We start from the raw sequence: 15715 nt of genomic DNA on the forward strand, positions 1-15715 counted from the left end.
GATAGTTTGTATGCCACGATCTCGCGTGTGGCGACGTCCTTCACACAAGACAGATAGACGTTCTCGCCGGAGGCGATGGGGAGATAGGTAATATCGGTCACGAACACCTTCCCAGGCTCGCTCTGCCGGAACTCGCGATTCAATCGGTTCGGCACGACGCGGTGCTCGTGCGTCGCCCGAGAGAGCTTGCGGTACGGGTTCATCCTTCGGATTTTAGTCACGATGTTAAATTTGCGCATCAGTCGGAGAATCCGTTTATGGTTGATCGGGAAACCGATGGTGGCGAACACCTCCATGTACAGCCCCCGATAGCCGATTTGCCTTTATGGCTATCATGGATGCTCTTGAGGAGTGTCGCATCTAGATGATCACACTCTTCCCGGAGGGAATCCGCCTCGGCACGATTCAACCAAGCGTAATAGCCACTGCGGCTCACTCCGGCAATCTCACATAGTGGGCGGACGAGATTCTTAATCTGTGCGGTGCGGATGACGGTGTTGATGACCTGATATTTCTCTGCTGGTGTCAGTTCGTACGTTTCGCCTGCCCCTCTAATTGCTCTAGCTTTTTTAAGAGCTCGTTCTCTGCCGTCAGGTATTTGATCCGTGCCTCTGCCTTCGCCAACCGTCTCTCCATCGACTCGTCTGTCTTCGGGCGTCCGCCTCCCAGAGCCTTTCCACGTTTATCGTTCCGGAGACCCTCCTCTCCGTCTTTTCGGAACGTTTTGCGCCAGCGAATCAACGCAGAATGCGCTTTTCGTTTCCCGATCACCGTCAGGTCGAATCCGGCCTCCATGAAGATTTGTTGAGGTCCCTTTCCTTCCATATTCTCACGTACGGCCCTGACATTGAACTCGGTCGTGTACTGGATCGAGCGTTCTGATACGGAAGCGACGTTCGGATTTTCTTCGAGCTGATTGATTTGGGTCATGGTGAAGATGATTTTACTCATGATTGTTTCTCCCGTCTGATTGAATAGGTTCATTATAGCGATTCGTATCCACACGAAAAACCCCGAATGATGCACTTTTTTTTAAGTGTCTATCATTCGGGGTTCAGTTCACTGTGAATTTTATCATATTTAGAATAGACCAGTTTATTGGTTATCCTGAACTTTTTAATAAGGGTTTTGGAACGAGAATGATAAAGTTATTCATTGAAGATATTGCTCGAGACAAGGAAGTAAATCGAATTATTTTAGATCCCACCGTAGCAAATCTTAGAGCAATTAGAGCTTATGAAAAATGCGGGTTTCAGATAGTGAAAAAAATCAATGAAGATACATGCTGGATGATGGAGTATACGATTGACCGTTTATAATGTGTGCCTATAAATTTGCATAGAAAAGATCCATGAAACGATTGTCTGTTTCGTGGATCTTTTGCGTATGAAATGTTTCGGGTCATTCAACGATGAGCGAATCAAATGAATAGGTGACGATCGCATCGCTTCGTTTATGTCCGAGATCGGTCAGAACCGGTGGACGGGGCGACAAGACATGAAAATCCTGCTCGAACGCACGGAGCCAGTAATGGACCCAGTCTTTTGTAGGATCGAGTCCCATCATTTGTGACTGCAAAGAGGAAGACAACAATCCACGACGATTTAAATCCAACACTTCTCGAATCAAATACTTCTTCGCTACACTGTATTTAGAACAGATGTAGGGAGATGAACTAGGAGTGGAAAAGTGGATGATCTACGGAACGATTCATCAATTAAAATCCAAAGGATTTAATGTTTCTCAAATTGCAACGCAGCTCAACGTGAGTAGAAATCGTGTCTATGATTATTTATCAATGGATAGAACGACGTTTGATCAGTGGGATAGCAAACGACAGCGTAAAGTGAGAAAGTTGGATCCCTATCGGGAAGAAATTTTGTCATGGCTACAGGAATACCCAACCCTGAAAGCTTCCCAAGTGGAAGACTGGCTCAGAGAACGTCATCCAAATCTTCAGGTCGGAGAAAGTACGGTCCGACTCTATGTACGTGATTTGAGAAAAGAGCATGGTATCAGCAGAATGACGAAAGAACGAAAGTACGTTGCCGTTCAAGAGTTACCGCCAGGTCAACAGATTCAAGTCGATTTCGGGATGGTTACGCTCTCCCATGAAGATAATTCAGAAACGAGAGGACGGTTTATCGCCTTCGTTTTGGCACATTCTCGTTACAAGTATGTCGAATGGCTCGATCGACCGTTTAAAGTAGCAGACATGATGAGGTGTCATGAAAATGCGTTTCGTTTCTTTGGCGGACGGACTCGTGAACTGGTCTATGACCAAGATGCTTTGGTAGCCGTAAACGAAAATAAGTGAGACTTACTTTTAATGGAATCGTCACAGCTATTCTTGATCGGCTCTTACATCGTGCAGAAATCATTCAAATGGACGAGGAAAGCTACCGGATGCGCTATCGGTCTACTATTTTTACAGAACATAAAGAATGATCGAAAAGTTTTGTGCTTAAATCATCGTAATATGACTTTTCTTCTTGACGGTCACACCGAATTTAGCTCAGGAACTTCTTGTAAAAAACTTTGATCTAAAAATTGTGATACGTTATTCATTAGTTTTTTTGGATCGCTTAATATTTGATCACTTACAACTACTTTTTTATTTGTTGTTTTAATACCTAAAACGTTAAACTTAGATGTCATACCAAAATCATTGATTAAAAATTTCATCGAATATCTCATCCATTTTTCATCTAATACGCTGTGTTTGTTTTTCTTCTGATTGCGTAAGGTGCTGGGAATGTTGAATTCATAACTTTTAAAACTGCTTTTGCTTGTAGTGATACTGTTTTAATAACTTCAAGAGTTGAATCGTCATCTTGGATTAATCCTGTTTCAAACAGTTCAGCATATATTAATGATGTACATATACGTACTAAAGGAGATAAGCATGACAAAAATCTGAATTGAGGAATATGCAGTGACGGGTGATTTAGGTCGTCTGTTCGGTCACTTTTTAGATATGGACGAGTCAATTAAAACGGCATACTTAATAAGTCCGTCAGAGGGAGACGAATGTATTACACCGACGAAGAAAATTTTGTTTGAGTTTTTAGAGCATCGAAATGATTTTCCACTGTATCTGTATTTTTCAGATGAATATGTATTAAGAGAACGACATCAGCAGTTCTTTCAGCAACAGGATGTTGACTATACCATTCAAATGGTTTATCCGAATCGCAAACATCATTTAGATCCGCTTGTCTATTTTACAGTCGAGTTAAAGAACAAGAAAGCACTCAGACGCGTCGTTCGTAAGACGTACTGGTTGGGAGAAGAGAATGTCTTCTACGTGATTTCGAATTATGATAATTTAAAATTTACGTTTGAGGAAAGGTAGCATTGGGGGTTTCAACAATATCTGTCAGTTGCTTCATTTGATCGAACTCCTCCATCAGTGCTTATTAAGCCTGGTCATGACGGATGTGGTTTTTTCATATGTTCAAACGATCGATCGGTGAATTCGTTAGAAAACGTCATTCGGAGTATGTCAGAAGAAATCATCACGTATCAAGTCAATGATGAACTATATGAAGCTGAGAATGAAGAGTAAATTCACTCTTCAGCTATCGGAGGTGCTGCATGAAACCAGCCATCAAACAGATCAATCCATCGTCTAAACGCCCGGGTGTATCACTAATCGATCTAAAGCGTGCAGAAAAAATCCTCGGTGTAAAATTCTCGACGGATTACATTTCACTCATGCAGGAATCAAATGGTGCAGCCTTTCATGACTGGCAACTCTATTCGATACCTACTGAATCGAGTCATTCTGAAGTCGAAGATATCATCCACCATCACATAAATCGTCCAGATGGTTTACCGGAGGATATGATCTGCTTTGGTGAACATTTAGATGGGAGACGGTTGTGCTACCGGATTCGACGTCGTTTTTTACAAGAGCTCGTCTTCACGTGGCATCCTAAAAAGGGACTTGAAAAATATTGTGCCTCTTCACTCAACGAATGGGTAGAATCCGAAATGTTACGTGACCGGGCAAATAAAAAGATTGCCCTTGGTACTTTTAGTGTTAGTAGTCATCGACTGCTCGTGACGGATTCAAATGAAAAAGACGTAGCATCGATTGTCTTGGAGCAAGTGAAGTCTGGGGCATGGACGGCTTCCGTCACATATGATTCAGATGGAACGGTTCGTTTGCTTACAGTATACGAAGGTGTCGATCAGCCGACGGGCAGATGGACGCGCTCGCATGAGATTGCGATTGATTCGGGATTTGTACTGATTGGTGATGATGTTGCGTTTCGTGAGGAGGAACTAGCCGAGGAACTCTTTTTCGGTCAAAAGGACGTCCATTTGTTTCAAGCGGGTATCATGACCGAGTCTGGATATGGAGACGGCATCTATCATCTAAAAGTAAAGAAAAATCGAGATAAACAAATCATCGGAGTACGAATCAACTTCTTGGAGTAGCAATTGAAAGACCGGTCGAAGGATCATTCCTTTGACCGGTCTTTTTGCGATATGTAGTTATTTGATATTGTCGATGGCGTTTCCGTCCTGATCGACTTGAGTAGAAAGTCCTGTCCAGCCACGACCTTTTGTCTCTAGCCAGCTTGTAAATTCGACGAGAAATTCTTCTTGTGGTAGATGGCCACCTTCTTTTTTGACGACGACGTACCCGTCAAGCATTACATATCACTCCTTCAGCGATTCCATTCATGATCTCCTTCTAAGCAGTGGATGCGAAAGTAAGAGTATATAACTCGAAACACTCATTTACAAATGATATCCATTTATCTTCCTACATCAACAAATGATCCGCTCGACATAAGATCGTCACCTTCACACCATCAGCGACAGAAAAGCCATTCATTCGCGTGCCATCATTCATGCGAAGCGATGTCGTTTGGACGATGTCCTGAAAGAAAAATAGGTCACTTCGTAAACGACGGAGAAGCTGACGGACATGATCGTACGTTATCGCTTGACCACTCAATTCCGTCAATCGATCGGCTAGCGCAGGATATGTTGATGTCGTGTTCGTCATAATCATGAAGAGTGTCAAGAAACCGTTCGGATTCAGTAAGATGGTTTTATTTCTCCACTCGACAAAGGTTCCCTCTGAACTGCTCCGTAAGACGATTTCTTGATCGTCAGCTTGATATTCTTGAAACGAACGTTCATTGATTAACGTCTCCGTTCCGTCTTGAATTTTTCGATAATAAAGACGATCAAACAGGTGCTCATCTTCAACGAGTAATTCGTTTCGATATTTGTTGAGTCGTGCCGCTTCGCTCGGATGCTCCTCGTGTTCTCGGTATTCGAGTTCAGCAAGTGATTCGCGCGCTAGGTAGATGCTGCAGTTGACGACAAACATATGCGTCAGTGTCGTCTGGATGTCGCTCAGAGCAGCGTCGACCGTACCGTCGAGCGCTCGGCTGAAGTGACGTATCGCTTCCGCATACTGGCGTTTGACATAAAGAATATAGCCAAGACGATAATTCGCAAGTGGATGCTTCGGACGAAGGCGGATTGCCATAGTCAATGCGCGACGCGCTGCGCCATAATCCGGCGTCTCCGAAAATTTCGAGTACTCCGCTTGGCGGACGTACAGATTCGTCAGTTCGTCTTCCAATTGTCTTCTTTCATCTCGATCCGTCGTTTCCCGAATGGCGTGCCGGAGTTCTTGCGCTCGTGCATAACTCGTTATCATCCCGTTCATCCTTTCTGTCTCTTTTCTTTCATCATAGGGCTGACCAACGCGTGTGACAAGCTGTCACAGTGGTGTTGCTACTCTATAGGTATCAACATTAAAGGAGTCGATGTGAGATGAAAAACGAAACCAAATGGATCCGATATGGCATTTTAAGTGGGGAAGTCATCAAAGAACCAACATGGTCAGCTTGTGTACAAGATGTCGTGCAACGTGCGGGTCAACAAGAAGCGACGGATGAAGAGATTCTTGATTGGATCGAACAAGCAAAACATCGCTATGCACCACTTGACGATCATGGGGTGGAAGCATTGTTTGATCCAAGAAGACAGGCGTTACCCTATCACCTGTTTGACGGGCATGTCCGAGGCGTTGTCCGTATGTTGAACGAACTTGGGATTTTGACAAGTTCCTGTTGTGACGGTCACGGTAAACGAGCTGCTCGGGTTTATACGCAGGATCTGCTGACGAACCAGCAACGGTATCTGCTTCGTTTAGCGGCAGATGCGGTTCCAGGGTTGACTGTGTCCTTACAGAGTCGGTGGATTCAACTTGAAGTGAAAGATCAGCGTTCGCTGTTGCTGGATTTTGCGGAAATCTTATATCGCATCAAACAAGACGCATCAACGATACAAGAGCTGGAATTGCAACGCTTCAGAAAGCGTCTTTTAAGATGGCTCGCTATTCCTGGACAAAGCAGAAGGGAACAGATGGTTCGTAGTCGTGTACAACAGGCAGTCCGCCGGTTTGCTGACGATTCTTTTGTCGATGAAAAAGGGAACCTGCTCGTGACCTACCATCAAGGGGAAGGACCGGTCATTTTATTATCGGCACATCTTGATACCGTCGAACGTATCGATTCGTACCGGACGCTGTTTCAGGAAGGAACAATCTTAACGAGCTCAAACGGGATTCTCGGGGCAGATGATCGAGCGGGCATCGCTGCGATTCTTGAACTCATGGAACGCATCCCAGCGACTGACTTCCGCGGAACGATCAAGCTCGCTTTTTCAGTCGAAGAAGAAATCGGTTGTCGTGGTGCGGAAGCGATGGACGCGTCCTTTTTAGAGGACGTCGACGCAGCAATCGTCTTTGATCGCCGCGGTACACGCGACATCGTTACAGGTTGTTATGGCGAGTTTGATTTTTGTGAGACGGCTTTTGGCGCATATTTTGAGCAAGCCGGTCTGTTGAGTGATATGCCAGATTGGCGAACGACACGGTACGGGGGGAGCAGTGATGCGAAACTATTCGCGCTACGAGCTATTCCAGCTGTCAACTTGTCCGTCGGCTATCTGCATGAGCATACGGATTTTGAACAGGTTGATTTTGCAGCGACGCTCGAAACCGTCCGTTTGGTCGAAACGTTACTCCATCATCGGCTGCTCGAGCGTTATTTCGCTGAGCGAACAGAAAATCCAACTCTAGGCGGATATACCGAGTAATGGATTCCAAATATAGTAAAAATGAGAGGTGAAAGGAGACGATACGATGTGGATCATACTGGGTTTACTGGCGATTGGATTTACGGCACTGAATATTATCTTTTATTTGATCGGTAAGGACTATCGTTTCCTGATGGTGCTCGGACTGAGTTTTACGGCACTGACGCTGTGCGCCGAATACCGACTTGTCGCGGAATTCGTGGCGCGAGAGGACTGGGCAGCGTTACAAGACGTCGTACCGGGCATGGAGCGGGCACTGTGGGTGTTGACGTTCATTTCGATCGGATTAAACGTATTGCCGCTACTGTTAGACTACCGAAAGAATCGATCTCGTTGAGGAATCCAAGAGGAGCTGAATCCTGATGAGCTATACATTTTCACCGCTGACGCAACGACAGGCGGAACAGATCGCCTACGAGTGGCAATATGACGGGACGTTTGCATTTTATGATATGCCGAATGACGAAGAAGATTTAGCAGAATTTCTCGATCCAGCAAAGCGAACGGAACATTACTTCGCTGTGTTGGATCGGGAAGAATTGATTGGTTATTATGTATTTGAACCAAACGCAGACGTCGTTGATGTCGGGCTTGGCATGCGACCAGACTTGACAGGACGAGGAAATGGAGTGGCATTTTTAGAAGCCGGTCTTGCGTTCATCATGGACCGGTATGCACCTAAACAAATTGAATTAGCTGTCGCGACATTCAACGAGCGGGCGATTCGCTTGTATACGAATAGTGGCTTCCTTCCCGTCGAACGGTTCCAACAGGCGACGAATGGTGGAAGCTATGAATTTTTGAAGATGCGTTTACAACCCATCCACTCGACGGAACCTTTTCCAAAATCTATAAGTAGATAACAGAAAAGGGGATGATGTCATGGCACGCTGTACGAATTGTCAGTATAAGTTCAACACAAAAGAACTACTCGCTGTCAGTGTTGCGATACATGGGAAAGGCAAGACGTGTCCGAACTGTGGCGTGAAACAATACATGTCCCGAAAGTCACAATTTTATCTCTCACTTGGGAATATCAGTCTCTTGTTCGTCCTGTTCTTGCCGTTTCTGATTCGGTTGAGCGGCCGAGAAGAATCGATGAGGTAAGATGTCGATTACCTTCGATTTCATGAAACTTTTTCCTGAATCCACCAGTAGATAAGGAAGAAGGAGATGATCAGATGGTACGTTGTACGAATTGCCAATATAAGTTCAAAACGAAAGAAGTGCTCGCTGTTGGATTTGCGAAACATGGGAAAGCATGTCCGAACTGCGGCGTGAAGCAATACATTTCAAAAGACTCGCAACATTACTTATCGCTCGGTTATGTCAGTCTCTTGTTCGTCTTGATCCTACCGTTCGTCATCAAACTGAGCGACAAAGAAGAGACGATCTGGTAAAGCATTACGCGCATGCCTGAAAACGACAGGGTGCGCGTTTTGTCTTATACTCGGGGCAAAGGAGCTGGGAAACATGCAAACCGTATACGATGCAACCGTACAAAATGCAGCGGGCGAGACTGTATCATTAGGTGACTATGCGGGGCGTGTCCTCGTGATCGTCAACACGGCAAGCAAATGTGGGCTCGTCAAACAACTTGGCGAACTACAGGCATTGTACGATAAATATGACGAGCAAGGAGTCACGGTGCTTGGCTTTCCGTGCGATCAATTCAATCAGCAGGAGTTCGCGAGTCAGGAAGAGACGATGCAGTTCTGTCAGCTGAACTATGGCGTGACGTTTCCGATGTTTCAGAAGATAAATGTCAATGGACCAAATGAACATCCGCTTTATACATTCCTAAAACGCGAACGGTCGGGTCTACTGTCGTCAAAGATCAAATGGAACTATACGAAGTTTTTAATCGATCGCCAAGGACGTGTCGTACAGCGGTTCAGTCCGGTCGATTCCGTCCAGTCGGTTGAGAAAACCTTATCCTTGTATCTATAATCATAGTAACCGTCCGGCGCGAGTCGTTGGGCGGGACGAACGAATACCCTACCTTTGGCGAGGTAGGGCTTTTTTTATGTCATTCAACGATGAACGAATCAAAGGAATGCTTGACAATCGCATCGCTGCGCTTATGCCCGAGATCGGTCAGAACCGGTGGACGGGGGGACAAGACATGAAAATCCTGCTCGAACGCACGAAGCCAGTAATGAACCCAGTCTTTTGTAGGATCGAGATTCATCATTTCACGTGCGAATGTCAGCAGCTTTGAATCGGTCAGCGTCAGAAGTGGAATCGAGTTGATCTCGACATCTTCTTTTAGTTCATAGAGGTCCGGTGAACGAAGCAGAATCGCATCCGCCTCGAAGGTCAATCGGAAGTAATTACAGCTGTAGTCGCCGACGATGACCATCGTCTCCTCCGTATGCCCACGAAAATGAAAGATCAATCGGTTACCATTTGCGACATCCATCAAGAACTGATTGAGTCCGATGTGATAATCTTCACGAAATTGTAGTTTCTCAAGCGTGATTTCTTGCATGATTTAGCCTCCAGTCCGAGTTTGTCGTTCTTCTGTCAAAACGGTTTGGCGCGCTGCTAGGCGAGACGAACCGATCAATAAGGCGATTCCGAGTAACAATAACGAGATCCCGAACCAAGCCGTGCCACTTAACTGTTCGCCGAGGACGAATACACCGAGCAAGGCAGCTGTCAGCGGTTCACCGAGCGAGAGCGTGACGGCAGTCGACGATGGTACGTTCGATAGTCCTTTTGCGAATAACCAGTAAGCGATTCCGGTCGCAACGACACCGAGATGGAGGCTGATTCCAGCACCACGTGACGTGAACAACCACGAGAGGTCGAATAAGAAGAGCAGAGGTGACAACAGCAAGGCGCTTGTCGTGAAAATGACGGCAACGACTGACAGCGGCGCGTGTGTCTTGACGAGGTCACGGCTGACGAACGTATACCCGGCAAACGATAGTCCGGCACCGAGTGCAAGGATGATCCCGATTGGATCGATCGCAACCGTTCCTTGATTGTTCAGAAGCAACAGACATCCGGTGATCGATAGTCCGGTCGATGCCCACCACAGCAGCGCTGGACGTTTCTTTAGGAACAGCCACTCGATACACCCGGAAAAGATCGGTGCGCTACCGATTGCGACGACGGTACCGACGGCGACACCGGTCATCAAAACAGCTGAGAAGAACAGCGGTTGGTAAGCCGCCATGCTGACGGCAGCAAGTAAAATCGTCCGCACCGGCCAGTCGCGTAACGTCAGCGTTCCTTTGAAGAGAACGAGACAGAGTAAGAACAGTCCACCGACAGCCAGACGAACGGCACCAATTGCAATCGGATGTGCATCCTCTGGCGCAAAGGCTTGTGAGGTTCCCGTCGTGCCCCAAAAGATCGCAGCAAGTAATATGAGCAACATCGATGATGATTTAGACATGGGTCACCTCAATTCTTATTTCATAAAGAGGATTAAATATATAGTCACAATTTATGTGTGAAATTTACTTACCTAATAAGTAAAAAAAAACAATTTATAAATAAAAAAAGGAATAAAATAGTATTTATAAAACTATTGATGAGGAGTGAATAGATGAGTGTATAATGAAACGAATATTTTAAAAATTGCGGCGGACTTTAGTATTAGTTTAGATGAAATGATAAATGAACTTGATGCATCTGGGTTCCACATACAACACGGTCAAATTAATATTTCTAGAGAAAATGGATATAAAATATACAAAATACTATCAGAAAACAGAAAAGAATTAGACGCAGGTAATAACCATAAAACAGAAATCGAAATGAATTCAATTAGAAGATTAAAACATTATGTTAAAAATTTTAAAATATTTTTAGATACAAGTAGTTTGTTAGATGATGAAATTAATTTATTTATCAAAAATATAATTCCGATATTAAAAGAAACCAACGGGAAATTAATAATAATTCCTCAAGTTGGAATGGAATTAGAAAAACATGCAAATGAATCTTCAAACAGACAGCTTAAAGAAAAATCCAAAAAGATTATTTTAATTTTGAATCAACTTAAAAAGCAAAATTTAATTGAGATTAGAGGAGGTTTTGATGAATCATTCGCCGATAATGTTTTTTTATCAGTTTTTACGAAGTTAAGAATTAATCACAATTTACTACTGATTACCAAAGATAAAAAATTGGCAAGTGATATAGAAAATTTAAGTAATATAACCTCTGTAAAAACTAATAAAGTAATAAATGTAAGAACGGTGAATAGATACGGATTTCTAAGTAAACATAATATAAGTAAAAATATCATTAAAGATGGATCAAATAATAAAGGAATAAAAATTTCTGATAAAAAAACAAATAATACAAAGCATGAGGTATTTAAACTATCTACAAAAGTTGTTGAAAAAGCAAACTCTCCGTTAGGAATTTTAAAAATTCCGATAAATGGAGATGTATTACTTAGTGGTAAGGGTCTTGAAATTAAACTTATTAGTGAAATTGCCAGCGGAGGAGAAGGAGTTATATATGATACTAATACAAAATATCTAGCTAAAATATATAAAAAGGATCAACTGAATACAAGAAAGTTTGAAAAAATAAAGAAAATGATTAGCATAAAAATTGAGAATGAAAGCATTTGTTATCCTCAAGACATACTTTACACAAAAAACAATGAATTTGTAGGTTATCTTATGCCTAAAGGAAAAGGAAAAGAACTACAAAAAACCCTTTTTATTAATCAATTACTACAAAAAAACTTCCCTACTTGGAATCGAAAAAATTCTGTAGAGTTATGTTTAACCATTTTAAAAAATATAAAGTATCTTCATGAAAGAAATATAATCTTAGGTGATATAAATCCTATGAATATATTAATAGTTTCTTCTAAAGAAGTATATTTTGTAGACACCGATAGCTATCAGATTGAAGAATATCCTTGTCCAGTTGGAACTATAAACTTCACTGCACCTGAAATTCAAAGAAAATCTTTTCATAATTTCTTAAGAACGTTTCAAAATGAATATTTCGCAGTTTCAACATTAATGTTTATGATCATGCTACCTGGAAAACCGCCTTATTCTCAACAAGGTGGGGAAAGTCCAATTGATAACATTATAAAAATGGATTTCTCATATCGACTAGGTGAAAAAACTAATCATAAAACTCCAATCGGACAATGGAGATTCATGTGGAGTCATCTTCCTTATTTTATAAAAGAAAGTTTTTATAACACTTTCCATTTTGAAGGGTTAAATAATAAACCGGAGAATAGAATTAATGTAGATGAATGGATAAAATTTTTTGAGCGTTATGAAAGATTAATAATAGACGGTACTCTTATCAATCAAGATGAAATGGCACTAGATGTATTTCCTAAAAGAGCAAAAAAAATATCAAAGTTTAATTATGAAACGTGTACTATCTGTAAAATGGAGCATAAAGATAGCTACATGACAAATGGAATGTGCAATGAATGTCTAAAAAAAGGTGAACATTATCCATGTGAGAATTGCGGAAAACTTATAATCTATAGTAATAGGCAAAAGCTTATCCAAAATAAACCCAAATATAAGACTTGCTATGAATGCCATGATGGAACTAGAAAATCATATCAAACGTTTAATTGCATTGATTGTCATTCCTCATTCTCAGTTTCTAATGAAGAATACAAAGTATTGAAAAGAGAAAATCGTCGAATTCCTAATAGATGCAAAAATTGTGATTTTAAAAATAAAGAAAGAATCAGAAAAAATACTACTGTATCTAAAAATATAAATTCAAATAATACTCAAAAAAATAAACAAACTAATAGTGGTCCATACAATGTTTTAAATAATGCTTTAACAAACTTTTTGAACTTTTACAAAAAATAAAATTACTAAATAGGAGTGTTTAACATGAATGAATATGAATTAATGGTTCTAAGACAAGAAGACTTAATAAGTAATCCTACTGCTCGCGTTCCAGTATGCTTGTGTTTAGATATTAGTAGTTCAATGAATGGATTAGCAATTGATGAACTAAATAAAGGAGTAGAAATGTTCTATGAAGCTATTAGAAATGATGAAACCGCTCTGTTTGCAGCTGAAATAAGTATTGTAACGTTTGGTGGAAACTATGAAGCGACATGTCTTCAAGATTTTTCTAATATTCAAAGACAAGAAACACCAGTTCTAAGTGCTAACGGAATGACACCACTAGGTGAAGGCGTTGAATTAGCCTTAGAATTATTAGAAAGAAGAAAGCAAGAATATAGAGATAAGGGAGTTGACTATTATCAGCCTTGGTTAGTGTTAATGACCGATGGTGCTCCAAATGGTAATCAAGAAACTCTAAAATATGCTATTTCAAATACAGTTGATTTAGTCAAATCGAAAAAATTGACTGTGTTTCCAATAGGTATTGGACAATATGCTGACATGAGTGTACTGGGTAAATTCTCTCCAGATCGCTCTCCGTTGCGATTACAAGGATTAAAATTTAAAGAATTTTTTGCTTGGTTAAGTAATAGTATTTCAAGAACTTCAATGTCAACTCCAGGAGAAGAAGTGAAATTAGATATAGATGGAGTAAAAGGATGGGGAAGTTTGTGATAAACGAATGGAGTGGTCTATCCTTAAGTTTAAAAGGACGTAGTCACGAATTATCTGGAATGCCATGTCAAGATAGTTCTAAATTTTCTTCAGAAAATGGTGTTTATTATGGAATACTATCTGACGGTGCTGGGTCGGCTAAAAATTCGGATGTAGGTTCATTGACAGTAGTAAATGTATTGAGTAAATACGTTTCTTCTTATTTTGAAAAAATTTATAATGAGGAATCAGTTGAAAATGTGCGAATTGAAATTTCTAAGCTTATAAAATCAGAAATTCAAAAAGTTGCTGACGCTGAGAGAAATAAAATTGAAGATTATGCTGCCACAGCAATGTTCGTAGCTATAAAAAACGATCGTTTTATAATAATGCATTTAGGAGATGGATTAATTTCATATTCAAAAAATGGAGAGATTAAGGTAGCATCAGCTCCTACAAACGGTGAATTTATCAATTCAACTATTTTTATAACCTCCAAAAACATTGAAAATAAAATTAATCTAATCAAGGGAAAACTTGATAGTATAGATGGTTTTATTTTAATGTCGGATGGAACAGCCGAAAGCTTTTACCAAAGAGAATCTAAAGTAATTGCTCCTATTTTAAATACCTTGCTTCATAGAAGCTTGATTTCATCAAAACAACAATATACAAAAATTTTAAAACAATCTTTTGAAAATACAGTTCTTAGAAATACGAAAGACGATTGTAGCATAGTTATGATGTGTAGAGAAACTGACAATTTGCCTAATATAAACAGTATAGAAAATTACAAAAAATATGATCTCTTCAAAATTAATACTAAATATAACAGGAAAAAAAAGAGACTAAACAGATTACTATACATTTGGGATTTCTTAGAGAAAGACAGGAATCTAGATGAAATTTCAAGTAATATAGGATTACCAGAAAAGTATACTAAAAAGCATTTAAATCATTTGTTAAATTTAGGGTTTATAAGTAAAGATAAAAATAAAATGTATTCAAGGAAATAATAAATAGAGAACCTTTAGACACAAAAAAGTCTAAAGGTTCTCTATGTTTTGTAAAGAAATTTAATTTCAAATTTAAATAAATAATATTGAATTAAAATTTCTTAATTGTATAATAAAGGGAGGGAAGAGAAAGGGTGAAGCAGATGTTAGATCAATTAGCAACGGAACGTCGGAATGAACAGACGATGCAACTCGATGAGATGACAGTCGAAGATGTCTTACGGGTGATGAACGCTGAGGATCAAACGGTCGCGTCGGTCATTCGGGAACAAATTCCTGTCATCGCGGAAGTCGTCAAACATGTCATTGCGTCATTCAAAAACGGAGGACGCTTGATTTACATCGGTGCTGGTACGAGCGGGCGGCTCGGGATTCTCGATGCGGCAGAATGTGTGCCGACGTTCGGGGTCTCACCAGACATGGTCGTCGGTTTGATTGCTGGCGGCGAACGCGCGTTAATCAAGGCGGTCGAGGGAGCAGAGGATAGTCGGACGCTTGCCGTCGACGATTTGAAAGGGCTCCAGCTAGAAGCTCGTGATACGGTCATCGGGATCGCAGCAAGCGGTCGGACGCCGTATGTCATCGGCGGGCTTGATTACGCGAAGGAAGTCGGAGCGGTGACGGCAGCAATTTCTTGCAACACGGATGCGGTCATCAGTGGGCACGCGCGTTATGCGATCGAAGTCGAAACAGGTCCGGAAGTCTTGACGGGGTCAACAAGACTAAAGGCTGGAACGGCACAAAAGCTCGTCTTGAACATGGTTTCGACGGCGGCGATGATCGGTGTCGGCAAGGTCTATCAAAACCTGATGGTCGACGTCCAGTCAACGAACGAAAAACTGGAGATTCGGGCGAAGCGGATGATCCGTGAGGCGACAGGAGTCGATGCCGTAACGGCGGAGCGTGTCTTCCATGAAGCACACGGGCACGTCAAGACGGCAATCGTCATGATTCTCGCGAATGTTCCGCATGCGGAAGCCGTCGAACGATTACAGCAAGCGAACGGATTTGTCCGAGACGCACTCTAAGGGGGAA

The 15715-nt window shown here is 41.6% G+C and carries 21 protein-coding genes and 2 pseudogenes; 15 read left to right on the forward strand and 8 right to left on the reverse strand.

Annotated elements, in window-relative coordinates:
• Together KNQ03_RS00005 and KNQ03_RS00010 are read right to left on the reverse strand one after the other, a co-directional pair.
• A pseudogene (locus tag KNQ03_RS00005) lies at positions 1 to 296 on the reverse strand (IS3-like element ISBsp3 family transposase); the annotation flags it as partial.
• A gap of 229 nt (positions 297 to 525) precedes the next feature.
• Positions 526 to 951: an HTH domain-containing protein gene (locus KNQ03_RS00010; RefSeq protein ID WP_214722795.1), complete on the reverse strand. Its 426-nt coding sequence runs from the start codon at positions 949 to 951 to the stop codon at positions 526 to 528.
• A 113-nt stretch (positions 952 to 1064) separates the two neighbouring features.
• On the opposite strand from KNQ03_RS00010, the gene KNQ03_RS17230 reads away from it, so the two are divergent.
• Positions 1065 to 1319 (forward strand): GNAT family N-acetyltransferase, encoded by a 255-nt coding sequence (locus KNQ03_RS17230; RefSeq protein WP_214722797.1) that lies wholly within the window; start codon positions 1065 to 1067, stop codon positions 1317 to 1319.
• A gap of 82 nt (positions 1320 to 1401) precedes the next feature.
• Here KNQ03_RS17230 and KNQ03_RS00020 read toward each other — a convergent pair whose 3' ends face one another.
• On the reverse strand, positions 1402 to 1617 hold the full coding sequence (locus KNQ03_RS00020) for a hypothetical protein (RefSeq protein WP_214724329.1): 216 nt from the start codon (positions 1615 to 1617) through the stop codon (positions 1402 to 1404).
• Between the two features lie 76 nt (positions 1618 to 1693).
• Here KNQ03_RS00020 and KNQ03_RS00025 point away from each other — a divergent pair, with 76 nt between their 5' ends.
• Complete coding sequence (locus KNQ03_RS00025) at positions 1694 to 2317, forward strand: DDE-type integrase/transposase/recombinase (RefSeq protein WP_214722799.1); 624 nt, start codon at positions 1694 to 1696, stop codon at positions 2315 to 2317.
• A 14-nt stretch (positions 2318 to 2331) separates the two neighbouring features.
• Positions 2332 to 2448 (forward strand): annotated as a pseudogene (locus KNQ03_RS16955) (ATP-binding protein); the annotation flags it as partial.
• A gap of 51 nt (positions 2449 to 2499) precedes the next feature.
• Here KNQ03_RS16955 and KNQ03_RS00030 read toward each other — a convergent pair.
• Positions 2500 to 2685, reverse strand: coding sequence for a hypothetical protein (locus KNQ03_RS00030; protein ID WP_214722801.1), 186 nt, complete (start codon positions 2683 to 2685; stop codon positions 2500 to 2502).
• Between the two features lie 250 nt (positions 2686 to 2935).
• Between KNQ03_RS00030 and KNQ03_RS00035 the strand changes: the two genes are divergently transcribed.
• The gene (locus tag KNQ03_RS00035) at positions 2936 to 3355 is read left to right on the forward strand and encodes a hypothetical protein (RefSeq protein ID WP_214722803.1); all 420 of its coding nucleotides are present in this window, start codon (positions 2936 to 2938) and stop codon (positions 3353 to 3355) included.
• A gap of 242 nt (positions 3356 to 3597) precedes the next feature.
• Positions 3598 to 4446, forward strand: coding sequence for an SMI1/KNR4 family protein (locus tag KNQ03_RS00040; protein WP_214722824.1), 849 nt, complete (start codon positions 3598 to 3600; stop codon positions 4444 to 4446).
• A gap of 57 nt (positions 4447 to 4503) precedes the next feature.
• On the opposite strand, the gene KNQ03_RS00045 is transcribed toward KNQ03_RS00040, so the two are convergent.
• Together KNQ03_RS00045 and KNQ03_RS00050 are read right to left on the reverse strand one after the other, a co-directional pair.
• Entirely contained in the window at positions 4504 to 4665 is a 162-nt protein-coding gene (locus tag KNQ03_RS00045; protein ID WP_214722827.1) for a hypothetical protein, read from the reverse strand.
• A 112-nt stretch (positions 4666 to 4777) separates the two neighbouring features.
• The gene (locus KNQ03_RS00050; protein ID WP_214722829.1) at positions 4778 to 5698 is read right to left on the reverse strand and encodes a tetratricopeptide repeat protein; all 921 of its coding nucleotides are present in this window, start codon (positions 5696 to 5698) and stop codon (positions 4778 to 4780) included.
• A gap of 107 nt (positions 5699 to 5805) precedes the next feature.
• On the opposite strand from KNQ03_RS00050, the gene KNQ03_RS00055 reads away from it, so the two are divergent.
• The 6 genes from KNQ03_RS00055 (at position 5806) to KNQ03_RS00080 (ending at position 9084) form a co-directional block, all read left to right on the forward strand.
• Entirely contained in the window at positions 5806 to 7134 is a 1329-nt protein-coding gene (locus KNQ03_RS00055) for a M20/M25/M40 family metallo-hydrolase (protein ID WP_214722832.1), read from the forward strand.
• A 46-nt stretch (positions 7135 to 7180) separates the two neighbouring features.
• Positions 7181 to 7471, forward strand: coding sequence for a hypothetical protein (locus KNQ03_RS00060; protein WP_035397924.1), 291 nt, complete (start codon positions 7181 to 7183; stop codon positions 7469 to 7471).
• A 25-nt stretch (positions 7472 to 7496) separates the two neighbouring features.
• Positions 7497 to 7997: a GNAT family N-acetyltransferase gene (locus KNQ03_RS00065; protein WP_149427146.1), complete on the forward strand. Its 501-nt coding sequence runs from the start codon at positions 7497 to 7499 to the stop codon at positions 7995 to 7997.
• A 19-nt stretch (positions 7998 to 8016) separates the two neighbouring features.
• Positions 8017 to 8241, forward strand: coding sequence for a hypothetical protein (locus KNQ03_RS00070; protein ID WP_149427147.1), 225 nt, complete (start codon positions 8017 to 8019; stop codon positions 8239 to 8241).
• Positions 8242 to 8315: 74 nt separating this feature from the next.
• On the forward strand, positions 8316 to 8534 hold the full coding sequence (locus KNQ03_RS00075; protein WP_029341406.1) for a hypothetical protein: 219 nt from the start codon (positions 8316 to 8318) through the stop codon (positions 8532 to 8534).
• A gap of 73 nt (positions 8535 to 8607) precedes the next feature.
• The gene (locus tag KNQ03_RS00080) at positions 8608 to 9084 is read left to right on the forward strand and encodes a glutathione peroxidase (protein ID WP_064300093.1); all 477 of its coding nucleotides are present in this window, start codon (positions 8608 to 8610) and stop codon (positions 9082 to 9084) included.
• 79 nt (positions 9085 to 9163) lie between these two features.
• Here KNQ03_RS00080 and KNQ03_RS00085 read toward each other — a convergent pair whose 3' ends face one another.
• Positions 9164 to 9625, reverse strand: a complete 462-nt coding sequence (locus KNQ03_RS00085) for a hypothetical protein (protein ID WP_214722835.1) — start codon at positions 9623 to 9625, stop codon at positions 9164 to 9166.
• Positions 9626 to 9628: 3 nt separating this feature from the next.
• The gene (locus KNQ03_RS00090; protein WP_214722837.1) at positions 9629 to 10540 is read right to left on the reverse strand and encodes an EamA family transporter; all 912 of its coding nucleotides are present in this window, start codon (positions 10538 to 10540) and stop codon (positions 9629 to 9631) included.
• 157 nt (positions 10541 to 10697) lie between these two features.
• On the opposite strand from KNQ03_RS00090, the gene KNQ03_RS00095 reads away from it, so the two are divergent.
• From KNQ03_RS00095 to murQ, 4 genes are all read left to right on the forward strand, one after another.
• A complete protein-coding gene (locus KNQ03_RS00095; protein ID WP_214722839.1) occupies positions 10698 to 12965 on the forward strand; it encodes a protein kinase domain-containing protein in 2268 nt (755 codons plus the stop codon).
• 24 nt (positions 12966 to 12989) lie between these two features.
• Positions 12990 to 13685 carry a vWA domain-containing protein gene (locus KNQ03_RS00100; protein WP_214722841.1) on the forward strand — a complete coding sequence of 232 codons (696 nt, stop codon included), beginning with the start codon at positions 12990 to 12992 and terminating at the stop codon, positions 13683 to 13685.
• Positions 13670 to 14680 carry a PP2C family serine/threonine-protein phosphatase gene (locus tag KNQ03_RS00105; RefSeq protein ID WP_214722843.1) on the forward strand — a complete coding sequence of 337 codons (1011 nt, stop codon included), beginning with the start codon at positions 13670 to 13672 and terminating at the stop codon, positions 14678 to 14680. Before KNQ03_RS00100 ends, KNQ03_RS00105 begins: the two co-directional genes overlap by 16 nt.
• Before the next feature lie 143 nt (positions 14681 to 14823).
• Positions 14824 to 15708, forward strand: a complete 885-nt coding sequence (gene murQ / locus KNQ03_RS00110; protein WP_214724248.1) for an N-acetylmuramic acid 6-phosphate etherase — start codon at positions 14824 to 14826, stop codon at positions 15706 to 15708.
• Positions 15709 to 15715 lie beyond the last annotated feature (7 nt).

It is taken from the genome of Exiguobacterium sp. s143 (assembly GCF_018618895.1).
GTDB classification, from domain to species: domain Bacteria; phylum Bacillota; class Bacilli; order Exiguobacteriales; family Exiguobacteriaceae; genus Exiguobacterium_A; species Exiguobacterium_A abrahamii.

What these genes read in the sequence shown, in the direction of transcription:
- KNQ03_RS00010 (WP_214722795.1), bottom strand. Translation starts at nt 951, where the DNA reads ATGAGTAAAATCATCTTCACCATGACCCAAATCAATCAGCTCGAAGAA.
- KNQ03_RS00025 (WP_214722799.1), top strand. Translation starts at nt 1,694, where the DNA reads ATGATCTACGGAACGATTCATCAATTAAAATCCAAAGGATTTAATGTT.
- KNQ03_RS00030 (WP_214722801.1), bottom strand. Translation starts at nt 2,685, where the DNA reads ATGAAATTTTTAATCAATGATTTTGGTATGACATCTAAGTTTAACGTT.
- KNQ03_RS00040 (WP_214722824.1), top strand. Translation starts at nt 3,598, where the DNA reads ATGAAACCAGCCATCAAACAGATCAATCCATCGTCTAAACGCCCGGGT.
- KNQ03_RS00045 (WP_214722827.1), bottom strand. Translation starts at nt 4,665, where the DNA reads ATGCTTGACGGGTACGTCGTCGTCAAAAAAGAAGGTGGCCATCTACCA.
- KNQ03_RS00050 (WP_214722829.1), bottom strand. Translation starts at nt 5,698, where the DNA reads ATGAACGGGATGATAACGAGTTATGCACGAGCGCAAGAACTCCGGCAC.
- KNQ03_RS00055 (WP_214722832.1), top strand. Translation starts at nt 5,806, where the DNA reads ATGAAAAACGAAACCAAATGGATCCGATATGGCATTTTAAGTGGGGAA.
- KNQ03_RS00060 (WP_035397924.1), top strand. Translation starts at nt 7,181, where the DNA reads ATGTGGATCATACTGGGTTTACTGGCGATTGGATTTACGGCACTGAAT.
- KNQ03_RS00065 (WP_149427146.1), top strand. Translation starts at nt 7,497, where the DNA reads ATGAGCTATACATTTTCACCGCTGACGCAACGACAGGCGGAACAGATC.
- KNQ03_RS00070 (WP_149427147.1), top strand. Translation starts at nt 8,017, where the DNA reads ATGGCACGCTGTACGAATTGTCAGTATAAGTTCAACACAAAAGAACTA.
- KNQ03_RS00075 (WP_029341406.1), top strand. Translation starts at nt 8,316, where the DNA reads ATGGTACGTTGTACGAATTGCCAATATAAGTTCAAAACGAAAGAAGTG.
- KNQ03_RS00080 (WP_064300093.1), top strand. Translation starts at nt 8,608, where the DNA reads ATGCAAACCGTATACGATGCAACCGTACAAAATGCAGCGGGCGAGACT.
- KNQ03_RS00085 (WP_214722835.1), bottom strand. Translation starts at nt 9,625, where the DNA reads ATGCAAGAAATCACGCTTGAGAAACTACAATTTCGTGAAGATTATCAC.
- KNQ03_RS00090 (WP_214722837.1), bottom strand. Translation starts at nt 10,540, where the DNA reads ATGTCTAAATCATCATCGATGTTGCTCATATTACTTGCTGCGATCTTT.
- KNQ03_RS00100 (WP_214722841.1), top strand. Translation starts at nt 12,990, where the DNA reads ATGAATGAATATGAATTAATGGTTCTAAGACAAGAAGACTTAATAAGT.
- KNQ03_RS00105 (WP_214722843.1), top strand. Translation starts at nt 13,670, where the DNA reads ATGGGGAAGTTTGTGATAAACGAATGGAGTGGTCTATCCTTAAGTTTA.
- murQ (WP_214724248.1), top strand. Translation starts at nt 14,824, where the DNA reads ATGTTAGATCAATTAGCAACGGAACGTCGGAATGAACAGACGATGCAA.